The 19,194-nt window shown below is 57.0% G+C and carries 16 protein-coding genes and 1 pseudogene; 14 read left to right on the forward strand and 3 right to left on the reverse strand.

The features are described from left to right. The first annotated feature begins 54 nt into the window (after positions 1-54). Positions 55-1,197, forward strand: a complete 1,143-nt coding sequence (locus GKZ68_RS02130) for an SMP-30/gluconolactonase/LRE family protein (protein WP_173110292.1) — start codon at positions 55-57, stop codon at positions 1,195-1,197. Between the two features lie 733 nt (positions 1,198-1,930). Here GKZ68_RS02130 and GKZ68_RS02135 read toward each other — a convergent pair. Then, a complete protein-coding gene (locus GKZ68_RS02135) occupies positions 1,931-3,277 on the reverse strand; it encodes a hypothetical protein (protein WP_173110294.1) in 1,347 nt (448 codons plus the stop codon). A gap of 13 nt (positions 3,278-3,290) precedes the next feature. Beyond that, complete coding sequence (locus GKZ68_RS02140; protein ID WP_173110296.1) at positions 3,291-4,574, reverse strand: tol-pal system protein YbgF; 1,284 nt, start codon at positions 4,572-4,574, stop codon at positions 3,291-3,293. A gap of 117 nt (positions 4,575-4,691) precedes the next feature. Here GKZ68_RS02140 and GKZ68_RS02145 point away from each other — a divergent pair, with 117 nt between their 5' ends. The 13 genes and pseudogenes from GKZ68_RS02145 to GKZ68_RS02205 all read left to right on the forward strand — a co-directional run bounded on the left by GKZ68_RS02145 (position 4,692) and on the right by GKZ68_RS02205 (position 18,799). After that, positions 4,692-5,591: an aminopeptidase gene (locus GKZ68_RS02145; RefSeq protein ID WP_367949197.1), complete on the forward strand. Its 900-nt coding sequence runs from the start codon at positions 4,692-4,694 to the stop codon at positions 5,589-5,591. A 118-nt stretch (positions 5,592-5,709) separates the two neighbouring features. Further along, a pseudogene (locus GKZ68_RS02150) lies at positions 5,710-7,946 on the forward strand (sodium-translocating pyrophosphatase). Between the two features lie 185 nt (positions 7,947-8,131). After that, positions 8,132-8,728, forward strand: a complete 597-nt coding sequence (locus tag GKZ68_RS02155) for a phosphoribosyltransferase (protein ID WP_254244123.1) — start codon at positions 8,132-8,134, stop codon at positions 8,726-8,728. A 67-nt stretch (positions 8,729-8,795) separates the two neighbouring features. After that, the gene (locus GKZ68_RS02160; protein ID WP_173110298.1) at positions 8,796-9,419 is read left to right on the forward strand and encodes an adenylate kinase; all 624 of its coding nucleotides are present in this window, start codon (positions 8,796-8,798) and stop codon (positions 9,417-9,419) included. Positions 9,420-9,578: 159 nt separating this feature from the next. Then, on the forward strand, positions 9,579-10,574 hold the full coding sequence (gene obgE, locus GKZ68_RS02165; RefSeq protein WP_173110300.1) for a GTPase ObgE: 996 nt from the start codon (positions 9,579-9,581) through the stop codon (positions 10,572-10,574). Positions 10,575-11,339: 765 nt separating this feature from the next. Then, positions 11,340-11,945, forward strand: coding sequence for a hypothetical protein (locus tag GKZ68_RS02170; protein WP_173110302.1), 606 nt, complete (start codon positions 11,340-11,342; stop codon positions 11,943-11,945). Positions 11,946-12,076: 131 nt separating this feature from the next. Beyond that, a complete protein-coding gene (locus tag GKZ68_RS02175) occupies positions 12,077-12,646 on the forward strand; it encodes a nucleotide exchange factor GrpE (RefSeq protein WP_173110304.1) in 570 nt (189 codons plus the stop codon). Between the two features lie 118 nt (positions 12,647-12,764). Further along, positions 12,765-13,910, forward strand: a complete 1,146-nt coding sequence (dnaJ, locus tag GKZ68_RS02180; protein WP_173110306.1) for a molecular chaperone DnaJ — start codon at positions 12,765-12,767, stop codon at positions 13,908-13,910. 202 nt (positions 13,911-14,112) lie between these two features. Continuing rightward, positions 14,113-14,619 (forward strand): RNA polymerase sigma factor, encoded by a 507-nt coding sequence (locus tag GKZ68_RS02185; protein WP_173110308.1) that lies wholly within the window; start codon positions 14,113-14,115, stop codon positions 14,617-14,619. 21 nt (positions 14,620-14,640) lie between these two features. After that, on the forward strand, positions 14,641-15,273 hold the full coding sequence (locus tag GKZ68_RS02190; protein WP_173110310.1) for a hypothetical protein: 633 nt from the start codon (positions 14,641-14,643) through the stop codon (positions 15,271-15,273). A 132-nt stretch (positions 15,274-15,405) separates the two neighbouring features. Further along, positions 15,406-16,371, forward strand: coding sequence for an ABC transporter ATP-binding protein (locus tag GKZ68_RS02195; protein ID WP_173110312.1), 966 nt, complete (start codon positions 15,406-15,408; stop codon positions 16,369-16,371). Between the two features lie 19 nt (positions 16,372-16,390). Continuing rightward, a complete protein-coding gene (locus GKZ68_RS02200) occupies positions 16,391-17,779 on the forward strand; it encodes an ABC transporter permease (RefSeq protein ID WP_173110314.1) in 1,389 nt (462 codons plus the stop codon). A gap of 105 nt (positions 17,780-17,884) precedes the next feature. Next, positions 17,885-18,799 (forward strand): ChaN family lipoprotein, encoded by a 915-nt coding sequence (locus tag GKZ68_RS02205; protein ID WP_254244124.1) that lies wholly within the window; start codon positions 17,885-17,887, stop codon positions 18,797-18,799. A gap of 8 nt (positions 18,800-18,807) precedes the next feature. Here the strand turns inward: GKZ68_RS02205 and GKZ68_RS02210 are convergent, their stop codons facing one another. Then, positions 18,808-19,185, reverse strand: coding sequence for a cupredoxin domain-containing protein (locus GKZ68_RS02210; RefSeq protein ID WP_173110316.1), 378 nt, complete (start codon positions 19,183-19,185; stop codon positions 18,808-18,810). Between the last annotated feature and the right edge of the window lie 9 nt (positions 19,186-19,194).

The raw sequence follows: 19,194 nt of genomic DNA on the forward strand, positions 1-19,194 counted from the left end.
GACCAAGCCCGGCGCGTATGGCTTACTTCACTCAGACACAGTTTTCTTTTCCTCATGATTACTTCACGTTACGGCTGGGCAGCGGCCGCCTTCAGCGCCACCTTGCTGGCTAGCTGCGGCCCGCAGCAATCGGCCGAGAAGCAGGCCGCCGCCAATGCCACAGACAAAGCGGCCGAGGCCCAGATTAAAACCGACAGCGCCACCCAGGGCGCCACGCCGCGCCTGCTGGCCACCTTCCCCGACTCGCTCAATACCCCCGACGGCCTGGCGCTAGCCCCCGATGGCCGGGTTTTCCTCTCGGTGCCCAACCTGGCCGATAACAAGTACCCGGCCCGCATCGTGGAGCTCACGGCTAGCGGCTATAAGCCCTTCATCAATAACCTGCCGCCCGAGCCTACCACCAAGCACGCCACGCCAATGGATTTGGCCGTGGGGCCGGATGGTAATTTGTATTACGCTGAAAATCAATACGAAAACAGTAAAGATTTTAAATCGCGCCTCATGCGGGTGCTGATGCACGGTGGCAAGCCCGGCAAAATCGAAACGGCCGTCGATGGCTTTGCGCTGGCCAACGGCACGGTATGGAAGGGCAACAACCTGTACGTGACCGACAGCCAGTGGGACCTGCCCGGCAACGACAAGGGCAGCGCCATTATGCGCTTCACCCTCGCCGACCTCAAGCCCGGCACTACCATTCACCTCAAGCCCAAAACCCAGGACCCGCACGTGCTGGCTATGTTCACGACGACGGTGAACGAAACCGGCATCGACAACGGCGCCGATGGTATTGACTACGACAGCCAGGGCCGCCTCTACACCGGCTCGTATGGCGATGGCACGCTCTACCGCATTACGCTCAAGCCCGACGGCAGCTTTGCCAGCCAGGAGAAAGTGCCGGTGGGCGGCGCCAAAATTCCGTGCATCGACGGCCTGGTCATCGACCGCGCTACTGACAAAGCGTACATCTGCAGCTCGCGCCTCAACTCGATTGACATCGTCAACCTTAAGGATAACACGCACACCGTGCTTGCCCGCAACGGCGACACCAACGGCGCCGGCGGCAAGCTCGACCAGCCCGCCGAGGTGCTGCTCAAAGGCAAGCAGCTTATCATTTCGGACTACGACAAGCCCGACAAGAAATTTGTGAACACGAAATCGGACGCCCCGCACACCGAGTCGGTGATTGACCTGCCCTAAGGAGACGGAGTACTAAAAAAGAGCGTCAGGCCGCGTACTCGTAGCCTGACGCTCTTTTCTATGAGCAGCTCGCTGATGCGGAGCTTGGCTCCGTGCTGACTATTGGCAGGCTTCTGGCCTGCTGGCGAAGGCTAGCCTGTGCAATGAGTGCCGGCCAGAGGCCGGCGAAATAGTCGGTACGAAGCAGCACCGCAAACCTCTGCTTCTCAGCGCGGCACGTCAAAATCAGTGGCTTTGGCGGCTGAGGGCTAGCCACCAAAAAACACGCCCGCATACCAGTATTCTAAGCCGTTTCTGCGGCGAATTAAGCACGAAGATGCACGCGCTAGTCACCGACAAAGTATCCAAGACTAAAAGGTATAACTCACCCTGGCCCAGCCTGAAGTACAGGTTTCGGTTCCCCTAAACTAATGAGCTTGAACAGTGGGGCTACAACGAAAATCGGGCTGTATGTCAGGAGTGTAAATAATTAAAAAGAAATGCCCTAATAAATAAAACAGTCAAACCATCGTGAAAAAACTGCTTTTCGGAAAAGCAAATAGCTTGCTGCGTGCGTCGCTTAAATTGGCTTCGTAAAATCAGGAGTTTGCGTTACAAGCGTTGCAGCGGCGATTTGCCTGGCTGGCGTTGCTCTGTAAGCAAATAAGCTTCATAGAGCCCCCAGGTAGTGATAAACCAGTATTCTACGACCTGCTCCGCCTTGGACAATGCGGCCCAACTTAGCTCAACTATGCTAGGCTAGCTGTGGCCGTTTGACTATAGTATGCTTGCGAACGGTTTGTTGCTGAGTGATACTGTCTAAAATATAGAGGCCAGCCAAGTAAAAAGGCATAAGTGGGATTTTATAACGCACTAAGGTGCCAAAATTCCCACTTGAAATTCCTACTGAAACTGCAAAAATGAGGCTGAATACAAAGCACATCGTTAGTATTGGTGACCCCACAATAACGCGTAGTGCTTTAAAAAAGCCAACCCGCCAAAAGATGCGTAAGGTAAATAGCATGAAAAAAGTAGCTTCGAGAGCTGACAGAGCCATAGTGGGATTGCGGGCTTCCCAAATAAAAGGTCTGAATAATGCTACTACTATTGCTTGAGGCGCTAGCTTAGCCATGCCACCAAGAGTACCATCTTGTGCACCAATATTATAGCCTGAGCCATTTTCTTGTTTACTAATGCCTTGTAGGTAGTCGGCAGTCAACTTACTCTGCGCCCCAATTTTTTCTATGTTGAAGCGGGCATCGGCTGCCGCAATACTACTCATGGCGTACCCAGCAACCACTATACCTACTATTAAAAATAAAGGGCGGACAATTATGCGAATTACGCTTGACTTTATCCGCTCTGTATTTTCATTGAATACCCAAAGCGCAGCTGGAGGAACGAATGCTAACAGGATATAAACTTTCATAGCGGCGATTACCCGAACAGCTAAGAAGCCAATAATCAGGCAGCGCACGATATTTTTTTTCTCAATAGTTCCTCGGTAGAAGCTGTAAAACAACCAGCCTAACGCGCCAATACACAGAGAGTCTTTCAATAGGCCAGAACCCCAAAAAAATACGGATGGTAGAAAGAAAACGGCCGTTGCTAGTTCCTGATATACCTGCGGCCTGATTTTGGCAAATGTTATATACATTGCCCACATGCCACTGAAGCTGAGCACTGCGAAAAAGACAGTAGTGACAGAATAAGTATTAAAGCCTAGCACCGCGCCGACTGCAGCTACCCGGATGACAAAATATTCCTTGCTATCGGGACCGAACCAGAACATCTGGCTAGCATAAGGCGCAATGTCGGAGGAGAGGGTGCCATCAGTAGTTATTAAATGCAAGCCAGTGCTGAATGATTTGCCGAAAGCGCCGTAAATGATGGAGGCGTGGTGAAAATAATTATTGGTGTCGCCCCCGTAAATAGTATGGTATAAAATACCCAACGCGAGGCCGCCCACCAGCTTAAGGGAAAAAGCTGGAATAAAATATTTTTTTGTATACTTATTAGTTACGGCCGGCCGCACTGCGTAAGCCAGCGCATAAAAAAAAGCTACGTAAAAAGGGGTCAACAGGTAATCACTCAGTTCCATAGCTACTATAAAATTAAGCCTTGGAGTTTTTCTTCAACCACGTTTTGGCTTCCTTATACTGGTCCGACTTGTGGTCGGCCTTGTCGGCTACAACCTCGTAATAGCGGCGGGCAGTGGCAAGGTCGCGGTCACGGTCGGCCATACGGGCTAGGTTGGCATTAGCGAATAAGTAAAAGCCGCCGTCGGTTTCGCCGTTGCTTTCAGCAAAGACGATGCAGCGCTGGTAGTAGTCCTTGGCTTTGGGCAGGTCACGGTATTTGTATTGCATGAGGTAGCCCATGAAGTAGCTGGCGTAGCGGCCGCTGCTAGCTTCATAACCCGGCATGCCCACATTAATTTTATCGAGAATATCCTTGCTCACGCGCTCGCACTCGGCAAAATCAGCCTGGTCAAAACACAGTAAGGCATAAAACCGGGCGAAGTAGCCATTGTCGGGATATTTGAGGGCCAGCCCCCGCGCAATGGGCATGGCGGCAGCCGTCTGGTGCTCATCGTTGTGTAGAAGCTTCATTAGAAACACCTTGGCTTCGACCCCGGTATAGAAGCCAGTATTAGCTACGGTGCGGAGCTGGCTAAGCCCTAATTGCTTGTTGCCCTTGGGGAAGAAAAGCAAAACGGGCTTGAGTAGGGGATAATTATCAGGAATCCAGACGGCGTAATAATTAAACAAAGCTTCGCCAAACAAGAACTCGGGGCTGAGGCCATTAGCTTCACTGCTCTTTTGCAAGTAGTTGAGGGCGCGGCGGCTGCTCACGGTGGCTTTGCGCCAGTTGTGGCGCTCGGCATTGAGACGAGCATCGAAGCCATTGGCGGCCGACAGGAAAAAATAGGCTTCGTAGTTGTGCGGGTCGGCCTTTACCAATCGTTCGCTGTAGGTATTAGCCGTATCCATGTAAGCAAAAAACACTTTGTCGTATTGCTTCGAATCGAAGTTGGTCGGCATAATCTTCCACCAGGTGCTCAGCCCTAGCAGGAAATAGGGCATAGGATGGTGCGGGTAGCGGCGGCGCAACGAGCGAAATTGCTTTTCAGCCTTATCGTACTTGAAATTATAGAGATTCTGCACTGCCCCGTCGAGCTCCAGTTGAATGTCTTTGTCGAGTAGCAGCCAGCCTTTGGTATCGGCAGTGGGCAGCACGTTTACCGTATCGATGGCGATGGTGCGCATGCGGCCCACTTCGCCCACCCGCAGGCGCGAGGTATCGGTGGGCGTTTTTTGGGCCTGCGCCAGCAGCAGGGGGCCTAGCAGGAACAGCAGCACCAACCGACCACGCAAAAACCAAAGCAGAACGGACATACAGGGGGATAAGGCAGAAAAAGGCAGACTAGTAATCATAGGCTGCTGGGCTTCAGACCTACGAAAGTACGGCAGCGATTCTAGCTTTGACGGCTTAACCCCGTTAGTTATTGACCGATGCAACTGCTGAAAACCCTCTGCCAACTGCCGGCGCCCTCGGGCGAAGAAGCGGTCCTGACTCACTTCCTGCTCGACTACGTGCGGCAGCACGGCCCTGGCTGGCGCCAGCCGCCGCTGGTGGTGCACGACGAGGCGCGTTTCCAGGACTGCCTGCTGCTGGTGTTTGGGCAGCCGCGCACGGCCGTGTTTGCCCATCTCGACAGCATCGGCTTTACGGTGCGTTACGGGCGCGAACTGGTGCCTATCGGCGGGCCCGAATGCGAGGCTGGCTACGAACTGGTGGGGCGGGATGCGCAAGGCGAAATAGCGTGTACACTGACGGTAGGGCCGGCAGCCGATGAGGCAGAAACCGAGGCGCTAGGCTATGAGTTCAGCCGCGACATCGAGCCCGGCACCAGCCTCACTTTTGCCTGCGACTTCCGCGAAACGGAGACGACCGTGCAGAGTTGCTACCTCGACAACCGCCTCGGCGTGTGGGCCGCCCTTCGCCTGGCCGAAACCCTCGAAAATGGCATCATTGCCTTTTCCTGCTGGGAGGAGCACGGTGGTGGCTCGGTGCCCTACCTGGCCAGGTTCATCTACGAAACCTATGGCGTGCGGCAAGCCCTTATCTGCGATATTACCTGGGTCACGGAGGGCGTGCGGGCGGGGCAGGGCTGCGTTATCTCGCTGCGCGACTCACTCATTCCGCGCCGGGCCTACGTCGAGCGCATTCGGGCCATTGCGCGGGCGGCGGGCATTGCGCATCAAGTCGAAGTCGAAGGTATCGGCGGCTCCGATGCCAAAGACTTGCAGCGCACCAATATTGCCTGGGACTGGTGCTTTGTGGGCGCTCCCGAAGACAACGTGCACACCCCCACGAAATCGTGGCTAAAGCTGACATTGCCAGCATGCTAGCCCTCTATCAGGTGCTGATGCGTGAATTGTAGGGCAATTCGCCTACATTTGCCCGGCTGCGCTCAGTATCATGGGCTTAGCCATTTCCTTTCTCCCACCCTCACTGTCTGTTTTGCTTATGCCCGCTAGTATTTACGCAGTACCTCTTCTGGGCCTGTTGGCCTTGCTCTATACCTGGCTGCGTGCGGGCTGGGTAGCCCGCCAGGATGCCGGCGATGAAAAGATGCGCACCATCGCCGGCTACATTGCCGACGGGGCCATTGCCTTTCTGAAGGCCGAATACAAGGTGTTGGCGCTGTTTGCGCTCATTGCGTCCGTTTTTCTGGGCTATTTAGGTTTTACGGGCGAAAAGTCGAGCCCTGTCATCATTATCGCCTTCGTGATTGGCGCGGTGTTTTCGGCCACGGCCGGCTTCATCGGGATGAAAATTGCCACCAAGGCCAACGTGCGCACGGCCCAGGCAGCCCGCACTTCACTCACGCAGGCGCTGAACGTGTCGTTTTCGGGCGGCTCGGTGATGGGTATGGGCGTGGCCGGGCTAGCGGTGCTCGGGCTAGGGTCGCTGTTTATTGTGTTCTATAAGTTGTTCGTACCTAGTGGGCTAGCCACTGGTCCGGAAATGGAAAAGGCCCTGGAAGTCCTCACCGGCTTCTCGCTAGGGGCCGAGAGCATCGCGCTGTTTGCCCGTGTGGGCGGCGGCATCTATACCAAGGCGGCCGACGTAGGCGCCGACCTCGTGGGCAAGGTTGAGGCCGGTATTCCGGAAGACGACCCGCGCAACCCCGCTACCATTGCCGACAACGTGGGCGACAACGTGGGCGACGTGGCCGGCATGGGCGCCGACCTCTTCGGCTCCTACGTGGCTACCATCCTGGCTACTATGGTGCTGGGCCGCGAGGTGCACCTGAGCAACACCGACCAGTTTGGTGGCCTTTCGCCCATTTTGCTCCCGATGGCTATTGCCGGACTGGGCATCGTGGCCTCGCTGGTGGGCATTTTGTCGGTGCGCGTGAAAGAGGGTGGCAACGTGCAAAGCGCGCTCAACCTCGGCAACAATGTGTCGATAATTGTGTCGGCTGTATTCTCTTATTTATTGATAAAGTGGCTGTTGCCGGTCGGTGATATCACAGTGCGTGGCTATTCCTTCGATGCCAACCGCGTGTTCTATGCCGTGCTGGTGGGCCTGCTTGTGGGGTTTCTGATGAGCACCATCACCGAGTACTACACGGCAATGGGCAAGCGCCCGGTGATGAGTATTGTGCAGCAGAGCAGCACTGGCCACGCCACCACCGTTATTGGGGGGCTGGCCGTGGGTATGGAAAGCACGGTGCTGCCCATCCTGGTGCTGGCGGCGGGTATTGTGCTCAGCTTCAAGTTTGCCGGCCTCTACGGCGTGGCCATCGCGGCGGCCGGCATGATGGCCACCACCGCCATGCAGCTAGCCATCGACGCCTTCGGCCCCATTGCCGACAACGCCGGCGGCATCGCCGAAATGAGCGAATTGCCCAAAGAAGTGCGCGAGCGCACTGATATTCTCGACGCGGTAGGCAATACCACGGCCGCCACCGGTAAGGGATTTGCCATCGCCTCGGCGGCGCTCACGTCGCTAGCCTTATTTGCTGCCTTCATGGGTACGGCGCACATCACTACCATCGATATTTCCAATGCCAACGTGCTGGCCGGGCTGTTTGTGGGCGCTATGATACCGTTTATTTTCTCGGCGCTGGCCATTACGGCGGTGGGGCAGGCCGCCATGGCAATGGTGCAGGAAGTGCGCCGGCAGTTCCGCGAAATTCCGGGGATTATGGAAGGCACCGGCCGGCCCGAGTACGAGAAGTGCGTGGCTATCAGCACCCAGGCGGCTATTCAGAAGATGGTGGCGCCCGGGGCCATTGCGCTGCTCACGCCCATCATCATTGGCTTCACGTTTGGGCCCGAGGTACTCGGGGCACCCTGGCGGGCGTCACGGTGAGCGGGGTGCTCATGGCCATGTTTCAAAGCAACGCCGGCGGGGCCTGGGACAACGCCAAAAAGTCGTTTGAGAAAGGGGTGCTGGTGAACGGCAAAATGGAATTTAAAGGCTCCGATGCGCACAAGGCTAGCGTGACTGGCGACACCGTGGGCGACCCATTTAAGGATACCAGCGGCCCGAGCATGAACATCCTTATCAAGCTTATGAGTATTGTGTCGCTTGTTATCGCCCCGCACATTGCCCGGCCGGTGGGCGAGCGCGGCATGGCCCCGGCACCGCTTAAAGACCACGTCGAACTGGGCCAGCCCCGCGTGCGCTTTGTACAAAACGTAGCTCCCGCTGCCCAAGTTATCCTGCAAACTGCCCTGCGCGAGTTACGCTAACTGTCCGAACCACGGATTTTGCGGATTAGCCAACTTACACAGATTCCGTGGGCGATTAAAGCGTCTGGCTATTTTGTGAATCCCAAAAAAAGCCGCTGGCCAGCGGCTTTTTTTGTTTATTACCTCCTGCCGCAAGCCAATAATCGTCCACAAAATCCGCGTAATCCGACTAATCCGCAAAATCCATGGTTCAGACTTTACCTTTGCAGCCCGAAACGGCTACACCGGCCGTTCATGCTCGCATGGGTCAAGCCCTCATTACGCTTCACGGCAAGGCTTTTCAGCCTTATCTCTCCGCTTCCGAAATCGCCACGGCCATCGACCAGGTGGCGGCAAAGCTCAATGCCGACTACGCTGGTCGCCGGCCGCTGTTCGTGGTGGTGCTCACGGGCGGGTTCATGTTTGCTGCCGACCTGCTAAAGCGCTTTACCAGCGACTGCGAAATTGTGTTCATCCGCGTGTCATCTTACGAAGGTACCGGCAGCACCGGTAAGGTGCAGGAAATCATGGGCTTGCGCGAAGATGTGCAGGGCCGCGACATTATTCTGGTCGAAGACATCGTAGACACTGGCACCACGCTCAGCCACCTGCTGCCCACGCTGCAAGCCAATAAGCCCGCTTCGATTGAGATTGCGGCCATGTTTTTTAAGCCAGCTAGCCTGCGCTACCCGCTGACCCTGAGCTATGTTGGTCGGGAAATTCCGAATGATTTTGTCGTGGGCTACGGCCTCGACTACGATGGCCTGGGCCGCAACCTGCCCGATGTGTACGTGGCCGTTTAAGCCCGATTCTGCGTAGGCTGCTTATCTTTTCCCGCTCCGGCGCTCGCGCCTAAATTCTGATTTGATTATGCATAATATCGTCCTCTTCGGCCCGCCCGGCGCGGGCAAAGGCACCCAGAGCCAGAAGCTCATTGCCAAATATCACCTCGTGCACCTGAGCACCGGCGACCTGCTGCGCGCCCAGATTGCCGAAGGCACCGAGCTAGGGTTGAAAGCTAAAAAGCTGATGGACGAAGGCCTGCTCGTGCCCGATGAAGTAGTCATCGGTATGATTGGCAATGCCTTGCAGAAAAATAAGCAAGCCACCGGGTTCATCTTCGACGGCTTTCCGCGCACTACGGCCCAGGCCGAAAGCCTCGACCGCCTGCTGGCCGAGCACGGCACCAGCGTGGCCTGCATGATTGCCCTCGAAGTAGGCGAAGAAGAACTCGTGAAGCGCCTGCTGGAGCGCGGTAAAACCAGCGGCCGCCCCGACGACCAGGATGAAACCAAAATCCGCCGCCGCGTGACGGTTTATAACACCGAAACTGCGCAAGTGGCGGGCTACTACGCGGCCCAAAACAAATTCTATTCGCTCAACGGCATCGGGGAAATCGACGGCATCTTTGGCCAAATCAGCGACCTTATCGACCGGCACAAGCCCGCCGCCAGCGCGGCACCCGCCGCGGCTACCCGCGAGGTGCAGGCCTAGCGGCGCAGCGCACCAAGCACAAAATCTTAAAAGAACGTCATGCTGAGCTTGCCGAAGCATCTCTACCGCGCCGCCAGGTTAGCAAGCCTAGCGGCGCGGTAGAGATACTTTGGTAAGCTCAGCATGACGTTCTATTTTACCTTATCCTAGCACAAAACCGTGGCTAATAACAACTTCATCGACTACGTCAAAATCACCTGCCGCTCGGGCAAGGGGGGCGCGGGCTCGCACCACTTCTTCCGGGCCAAGGGCCTGCCCAACGGTGGCCCCGACGGCGGCGATGGCGGCCGCGGCGGCCACATCATCCTCGAAGGCAGCTCGCAGCTCTGGACGCTCTTGCACCTGCAATACCGCAAGCACCTCTTTGCCCAGGATGGCGAAGGCGGCGGCCCCAACCTGCGCTCGGGCGCCCAGGGCGAGGATATCGTGATTCAGGTGCCGCTGGGGACCGTGGCCCGCGACGCCGAAACCGGCGAAGTGAAGCTGGAAATAACCCAGGACGGCGAGCGCCGCATTCTCACGCCCGGCGGGCGCGGCGGGCTGGGCAACGACCACTTCAAAACCGCCACCAACCAGGCGCCGCAGTACGCCCAGCCCGGCGAGCCCGCCATTGAGGAGCAGGTGATTCTGGAACTGAAGCTGCTGGCCGATGTGGGCCTCGTGGGCTTCCCCAACGCCGGTAAGAGCACGCTGCTCTCGGTAGTGAGCGCCGCCAAGCCCAAGATTGCCGACTACGCCTTCACCACTCTCGTGCCCAACCTGGGCGTGGTGGCCTACCGCGACTTCAAGTCGTTTGTGATGGCCGACATTCCCGGCATCATCGAGGGCGCGGCCGAGGGCAAGGGCCTGGGCACGCGCTTTTTGCGCCACATCGAGCGCAACTCCATGCTGCTCTTTATGATAGCCTGCGACAGCCTCGACGTAGCCGCCGAATACAACATCCTGCTCAACGAGCTGGAGCAGCACAACCCCGAGCTGCTCGACAAAAAGCGCCTGCTGGCCATCACCAAAGCCGACATGCTCGACGACGAACTCGAAGCCGAGCTGCTAGCCTCCCTGCCGGCCGATATGCCGCCCACCGTCTTCATCTCCAGCCTCACCAGTAAGAATATTCAGAAGCTGAAGGACATGATTTGGGACGCACTGCACGAATAAAAAGCATTTTTAGATAACACAGCTAAAGTCTGTTCTACCTGTGGATATTCAATTGATAGTTAGAATTTTATTGAAAATAGATAGAGGTTAATGAAGTCTCTTTTAGCAGGAAAATGTATTGCGTCAGCTGTGCCGTAGGCCTACTTTAGGTGCTAAGCACTTGACTGACGCGGCTTATGTGGAAAACTTTACTACTAACCTTACTTCCATTAGTGGGAGCGGCGCAAGCACCTGCGGCTTGGGGCGGGGGAATAGGGCTAGGCAATGGGGTAGAAGCCCACGCCGGTTACCAAAAGCGGGGTTGGCTAGCGCTGACCCATGTACGCTACCGCTGGTGGAGTCCAATTTCAGGGCCGGGGTCGGGCTGGCTCGACAACCGCAACGCTAGTTCGGCACAGGCCGAATTGGCGTTGCTAGGTGGCTACAGCCTGCCTCTAAAAAAGCAGTTGCTTTACGGCGGATTAGGCGTTAGTTACTTGCGTGGTCGCCAACTTGGCGAGTATCGCTATACGGTAGTACAGAGTGGAGTGCAAAGTAACACTTATTACTTTGCTTACCGCGATTACCAGGCCCTAGGACTGCCCGTCGAGGCGGGGCTGCTACTAAAACCTAGGCGCGGAATACGAGTCGGTATTGCATTTCAGGCCAATTTCAATCCTGAAAAGACCTTGTATTGCGGCTTGGCTACTTTTTGGCTAGGCCACTTCGGTCAAGCTATCCGGTAAGGAAAGCAGTTGCGTATTTTCAATAAATTCATTATTTGTTATGATGAAGCTCATCGCTACCTGCCTGCGTTGCGCACAGCTACTAACGACTACGCTACTTCTATCAGGCTGCCAGCTAACCTCTTCCGAAGTTGAGCCTGCTTTACCGGCCGTGCCGGTAGCCGGCAGTGCTAGCCTGGTATACCGGGCCAACGGGTTGCCAGTAGTGGCCAATAATTCGGTCAATATTGGTACAATTATCACAGCTTTTTTTGCTGACCCACGGGCTGTGAAGGCTAAGTGGTCTGGCAGTGGCAGCTTGCTGCTGTCGGCTAGCGATGTGCTCAACCAACCTGATGGGTATCTAACGCACACTCTGGTGCTGGAATTAAATAGCTTTCATGGCCTTGGTACTTATGTCCTAGCTGCCACTACTGCCTACCCCGCTAGCTACTACCAGCTTACCACTTATGATACCAACGGCCACCCTCTAGACCATGCCGAGCAATATCCGGTAGCCAGTGCCCCTAGCCGGGTAGTAATTACCACCTGGGATGCTACTACTCGGCACTTAACCGGTACATTTGAAGCAAGCGTAGCAGGCCCGAATACTATACTAAGTCCTACTCGCCTCACGGAAGGTGCGTTTGACTTGCAGGTAGACTAGGGTTGACAAGCATATAAAGCTATCACGTGCCAACTTGGCAGCCTCGCCAGCTTTGGCAAACTCCTTGCGCCCGCCCCAGTACCCGTATGGGAAAGCCTTTCACTAGCCGATTCCGCCATTTTTTTCAGAAAATGACCGACGATAAAACCATGAATCTTGACGACCAGCCGCTAACCGATAATACTGCCGAGCACACCGCCGGTGAGCAGGACCTTGCTATTGACGCTACTACGCCCGAAGCTGGCGCCTCGGCCGGGGCTAGCCGCGCCGAAACCGAGCTGGCCGACCTCAAAGATAAGTACTTGCGCCTGGCTGCCGAGTTTGAAAACTACAAGCGCCGCACCGCCAAGGAGCGCGCTGACCTCTTCAAAACCGCCAACCAGGAACTGATGGTGGCCCTGCTACCCGTGCTCGACGACTTCGACCGCGCCCGCCAGCATACGCAGGATACTCAAGACCCCGCCGCGTTGCAAAATGCGCTGGATATCACGTATAATAAGCTCACGAAGACCTTGCAGCAGAAGGGGCTAGCCCCGATGAATGCCAAAGGCGGTGACTTCGACGCTGAGTTGCACGAGGCCATCACGCAGATTCCGGCGCCGAGCGACGATTTGCGCGGCAAGATTGTTGAGGAGATTGAAAAAGGCTATTATCTGGGCGACAAGGTTATCCGCCACGCCAAAGTAGTACTAGGTCAATAAATTATTCTTGTCTGTCAGGCTGAGCCCGCGAAGCATCTTTTCGCTATCGAGCAATCCGTTCTAACGTGAAAAGGTGATTCGCGGGCTCAGCCCGACAGACGATTCTTTATAGAAGAAAATGGCAACTGTAAAGCGCGATTATTACGAAGTATTAGGAATAGCAAAAAATGCGGAGGGCGACGTCATAAAGTCAGCCTACCGCAAGATGGCTATTAAATATCACCCCGATAAAAATCCCGACGACCCCACGGCCGAGGATAAGTTTAAGGAAGCCGCCGAGGCTTACGAGGTGCTGAGCGACGCCGATAAACGGGCGCGCTACGACCGGTTTGGCCACCAGGGCGTGGGCGGCAACGGCGGCGGTGGCCCGAACATGGAGGATATTTTCTCGCAGTTCGGCGACATCTTCGGCGGGGGCGGGGGCTTCGAGGGCTTCTTTGGCGGCGGCGGGCGCGGGCAGGGCCGGCGCGTCAAGAAGGGCTCTAATCTGCGCATCAAGCTCAAGCTTGACTTAGAAGAAGTTGCCAATGGCGTCGAGAAGAAAATCAAGGTGAAGCGCTACGTGGCCTGCCAGCCGTGCAGCGGCACCGGTGCCAAAAATGGCACTGAGCTTAAAACCTGCGCCACCTGCCAGGGCAGCGGCCAGACCAAGCGCGTGGTGAACACGATGCTCGGCCAGATGGTGAGCGCCAGCACCTGCCCCACCTGCCACGGTGAGGGCAAAACCATCAGCACTACCTGCGACGTGTGCAAGGGCGAAGGCCGCCAGCTGAACGAGGAAGTAATTCCGATTAACATTCCGGCCGGCGTGGCCAATGATATGCAACTGAGTATGAGCGGAAAAGGTAATTTTCCGGAGCGCGGCGGCGTGCCCGGCGACCTGCTCATTCAGATTGAGGAGGAGCCGCACGAATTCCTCAAGCGCGATGGCAATAACATCATGTTTGAGCAATATATCTCGTTCGTGGATGCGGCGCTGGGGGCCAGCCTGGAGGTGCCGACCATCGAGGGTAAGGTGAAAATCAAGGTAGACCCCGGCACGCAGCCCGGCAAAATCCTGCGCCTGCGCGGCAAGGGCATCAAAGACCTGAACGGCTACGGCCGCGGCGACCAACTCATTCATTTGAATGTGTGGACGCCGAAGAACGTGAGCAGCCAGGAGCGCGAACTGTTGGAGAAGTTGCGCGACTCAGACAATTTCACGCCGCATCCCGGCAAGAATGAGAAGGGCTTCTTCGAGAAAGTAAAAGAGTATTTCCAGTAAATTATCTGAACCGCGAATCCAAGAGGATTTGGCGGATGCGAGCAGAGAAGGTCACCCTAGTGGGTGGCCTTTTTTTATGTTCATTGGCGGGCTTGCATCCACCAAATCCGTGCAATCCGAAAAATCGGCTCGAATTCGTGGTTCAGCCGGTAATGCAGTGCGGCCGTCGGCGATATACCTTTCCGAAACTGCTACCCCGAACATGAGCGCCGCCCCGTCTGCCGATTTTCTGGCTGCCTTGCATGATTACCAGCCGCTGGTGCGGCGGGTGTGCCGGCTCTACTGCCAGGACGCCGACGACCGGCAGGACTTATTTCAGGAAATAGTGCTGCAACTGTGGCGGGCCTGGCCGCGCTACGTGCCCCAGCCCGACGCCAAGCTCAGCACCTGGCTCTACCGCATTGCCCTGAACGTGGCCATCTCCAACCTGCGCCAGCGCACGCGCCGCCCGGCCTCGGTGAGCGTCGAAGACGAAGCCTGGCACTTGGCCCAGCCCGTGGAGGCCAGCGCCTACGAGCCCGAGGAAACGGCGGCGCTCTACCGCGCCATCGACCGGCTTTCGGATGTGGACAAGGCTTTCGTGCTGCTGTATCTCGAAGACCGGCCTTACGAGGAGATAGCCGACATTCTGGGTATTACGCAGAATAACGTGCGCGTGAAAGTGCACCGCGTGCAGGAAAAGCTGCGCCGGCAATTGGTTCGTGCTTAAATCTATAGAAAAAGCTTACTTATGGAACTTGATAACTTGCGCCGCCAGTGGCAGCAGCCCGAGCCGGCGCAAAATCGGCCCGCGCTGGGAGCCGCCGAACTAAGCCGGTTGCTAGCCAAAAAATCGGGAAGCATTGTAGACCAGCTGCGTCGCAATGCCCGGCTCGAGCTCGGTATTAACTATGCGCTGCTGCTGGCCTCATTGGGGCTAGCCGCCCTGGCGCCGATAAGTTGGCTGCGGCTGTTTAGCGGGCTGCTGGTGCTGGTAGCACTGATATGTATCTACTACCTAACCCGTAAGCTGAGCCTGTTGCGTAGCCTCGATGACCCGGCAGGAAACCTGCGTGCCCATTTACTGCACCTCACGGCCGGCCTGCGCACACTTATTCGATTTTACTACCACTTTACCCTGGCCATGCTGCCGATATCGGCGCTCGTGGTGGGCGGGCTGGCGGTGGCCAGGGTCGGTGCCCACGTGGCACCGAGCCGGCTGCTGCTGGTGCTCGGGGTAGTAGTGGGCACTACGGCCTTGTGCTACTGGCCGGTAGCGCGGGCCACGCGCTGGTACTTGCAGCGCCTCTACGGCCAGCACCTCGACCGGCTCGAAGGCCAGCTGCGCGAGCTGGATGACTTGGTGCCGGCTAGCCCAGTTTAAGCGCCTTCGCTATTGGGCGCCGTTTTTTACCGCTTAAGGTCAGCTTTTTACCGCTTGGGAGCTGGTCGCTGGCTGCCATTGCCCGCGCCTGCTACATTTACCGCCATACCGCTTCTTTCACCCTTTTCAACTATGCAACAAGTCAGTTCCCGGCCCATCCTGGAGGCGCGTGATGTGCGTAAGCACTACGCCGCCCACACGGCCCTCGATGGCGTAAGCCTGGCCGTGCCCGAGCGCAGCATCTTTGGCCTGCTTGGGCCCAACGGCGCGGGCAAAACCTCACTCATCCGCATCATCACCCAGATAACGGGGGCCGACTCGGGCGAGATTCTGTTTCGGGGCGAAAAGCTGAACCCTAGCCACATCGGCCAGATTGGCTACCTGCCGGAAGAGCGCGGGCTTTATAAAAAAATGAAGGTGGGCGAGCAGCTCATTTACTTGGCGCGGCTGCGGGGCATGGACCGGGCCGAGGCGGTGGCACGCATCAAGAGCTGGCTCGACCGGCTAGAATTGAAGGCTTGGGCCCAGAAAAACGTGGAAGACCTCAGCAAAGGCATGCAGCAGAAGGTGCAGTTTATTGCCACGGTGCTACACCGGCCTAGCCTCATTATTCTCGACGAGCCGTTTTCGGGCTTCGACCCGATTAATGCCAACCTGATAAAGGACGAGATTCTGCGCCTGCGCGACGAGGGCGCGACCATCATCTTCTCGACCCACCGCATGGAATCGGTTGAAGAGCTTTGCGACAGCATTGCCCTCATCAACCGCTCGCACAAGGTGCTCGACGGGCCGGTGTCACAGATTAAAAACCAGTTTAAAACCAATACCTACGAGGTCGAAGGCCAGGGCCGCCTGCTGGTGGTGCACCCCGATTTTGAGGTAGTAGAGCAGAAGGCGCGCGAAAACGACCACTTTTATGCCCGTATTCAGCTGCACGCCGGCGCTACCCCCAACGACCTGCTGCGCTTCCTCATCGGGCAGGTGCAGGTGCACGCTTTCCGCGAGCGCATTCCGAGCATCAACGAGATATTCATTCAGCGGGTGCGCGAAACCATGCCCGAGTCTTTAGTCGAAACCGAAGCTTCCACTGCCCGCTAGGGTGCTGCCCCTCCGTATTATGGACAAAATCTGGCTCATTATTCAGCGCGAGTATCTGACCCGCGTGCGCAAAAGAAGCTTCCTGGTAATTTCGCTGCTGGCCCCGCTGCTGCTGGGCGGCACTACCATTGCCGTGAGCAAGCTCAACTCGGCCTCGGGCCCCGATGTGGTGGCCGTGCACGATGCTAGCGGCCTGCAAGTGGCTGGCCACCTCACCGATACAGAAGATGTGCGCTTTGTGCCCGCCGCCGCTGGCTCGCTGCCCGAGGCGCAGGCTGCCTTCGAAAAAGCCAAGCCCAAACAGGCCGCGCTGCTCAGTATTCCGGCGGGCTTTGGGCTCGATAGCGCCAAGGGCATGCAGATTCTGGCCAAGGGCAACGTATCGCTGAAGCGCCGCGAAGCTATTCGCAAAGCAGTCAATAAGGCCGTGGGCGAATTGAAAATGGCGCGCTCGGGCCTTCAGCAGGCAACCATTGACAACCTGCAGGCCAAGATAGACCTGGCGGCTATCAACCTCGACGAGCGCGGCGGCAAGCGCAACGACGTGGGCACCACCACCGCAATGGCCTATTTCCTGTCTATTCTGGTTTACATGTTCATTTTCATCTACGGCGTGCAGGTGATGCGAGGCGTGAGTGAAGAAAAGTCGAGCCGCATCCTGGAAGTGATGATTTCGTCGGTGAAGCCGTTTCAGCTCATGATTGGCAAGATTCTGGGCATTGCGGGCGTCGTGCTCACGCAGTTTGCGCTGTGGCTGGTGCTGTCGTGGGGCATCACGACCGTAGTAATGCCGTTGGTTTTAAAGGCCGATAAGCCGACTACTACTCTCCCTACAACCACGCCCGGCACTACCGCTCGCCCGGCCGCGCCGGCCGGCAGCCCGGCAGTGGTAGCCGCTAGCCCTACCCGGGCCGACCAGGCGATGGCCCCGCCGCAGCCCGGCCAGCCATTCAGCATCTGGAGCGTGCTCGAGGAGTTGCCTATCGGCAGCATTATCGGCGGCTTTCTGTTTTATTTTCTGGGCGGCTACCTGTTGTACTCGGCTATGTTTGCGGCTATTGGTTCGGCGGTGGATGACCAGACCGACGCGCAGCAGTTTATGTTTCCGGTGACTATTCCACTCATTTTGAGCTACATCGTGAGTATCAATGTCATCATCAACGGCGACCCCAACGGCCCGCTAGCCTTCTGGCTATCGATGATACCGGTGACCTCGCCCATTGCGATGGTCATGCGCCTGCCCTTCGGCGTGCCCGCCTGGCAGCTGGCCCTATCGGGGGTGCTACTGATTGCTGGCTTCGTGGGCACGACGTGGGTGGCGGCCCGCATCTACCGCGTGGGTATTCTGATGTATGGTAAGAAAGTGACCTACAAAGAATTGTCGAAGTGGATGTTCTATAAGGGATAAGAAAACCCTGGAAAAAAAGAACGTCATGCTGAGCTTGCGAAGCATCTTGGCTGCTTTGTTGGTTATTCTCCAACGGTGCGGTAGAGATGCTTCACGTTGTTCAGCATGACGTTCTTTTATATGATGTTCACTCAGTTTATACGGCGATTACCATTTCTGCTCCTGCTGCCGCTGCTGGCCTTCGCGCCGGCCGGCGAACGCCCTGCCTACCGCCTCTTCACCAGCCAGGGCCAACCCGCCGACTACGACCAGGTGCTGGCCCAGCTAGCCCAGGCCGACGTGGTGCTTTTCGGCGAGCAGCATAATGACCCCATCGCGCATTGGCTGGAACTGCAGATAACTAAGGACTTAGCACAACTGAAAGGACCTAGCAAGCTGGTGCTGGGCCTCGAAATGTTTGAGCGCGACGTGCAGCCGCTGGTGGCCAGCTATGCCGCCGGCACCCTGGCCGACTCGGCCTTTGAGCGCCAGAGCCGGCCCTGGCCCAACTACGCTACCGACTACCGGCCGCTGCTGCAATTTGCCCGTAATCAGCACATTACCGTAGTGGGCACCAACGCACCGCGCCGCTATGCCCAGCAGGTAGCGCGCGGCTCGCTGGCCGCCCTCGACAAACTGCCGGCCGAGGAAAAGGCCTACCTCGCGCCGCTGCCGCTGAAAGTGGATTATGAGTTGCCGGGCTACAAAAACATGGCCGCCATGTTTGGCGACGCCAGCGCCGCGCACGGCGGCGGGGCGCGCAACGTCATTCAGGCACAAGCTCTTAAGGATGCCACGATGGCGTATTACATCCAGCGCAGCCTAGCGACGGTCCAGACGATGCTGCACCTTAATGGCTCGTATCATTCTGACCATCACGACGGTATTGTGTCCTATTTGCGCACGCAAGCCAAAACCCCGCTCCGCATTCAAACGCTGAGTGTGGTGACGCAAAGCCAGCTGCAACAGCTTGATAAAGAAAACCTAACTCTAGCCGATTATATCATCGTCGTGCCCGACGATATGACTAAGACGTATTAGGCCGGCCGCTACTTCACCACCAGGCTGCCGCGCAGCATGCCCATGCCGCAGGTAAACTCGAAGCGGCCCGGCTGCTGGGGCAGCAATTCGACCAGGGTAGTCTGGAAAGCCGGCAGGTCGCGCCGCACGTTAAAGTCGGGCATGAGCAGTTCTTCCGAGCAGCTATTTTCTTCGTCGCGGTAAAAATTGAGCTGCACCGGCCGGCCGTGCGTTACCTCAATCACGCTGGGCGAATAGCCGCCTTTCACGGTAATATCGACCTGCTGCACGCCGCCCGAAGTGGACTGCGCGGCCACTGCTGGTCGGCTAGAAAAGAAGAAGTACCAGAGCACCAAGCCAGCTAGCGCCAGGCCTACGATGGTGACAAAAAGAGCGACTGAGTCCATAAATAGCTG

Origin of the sequence: Hymenobacter sp. BRD128, assembly GCF_013256625.1 — a bacterium.
Lineage (GTDB): Bacteria > Bacteroidota > Bacteroidia > Cytophagales > Hymenobacteraceae > Hymenobacter.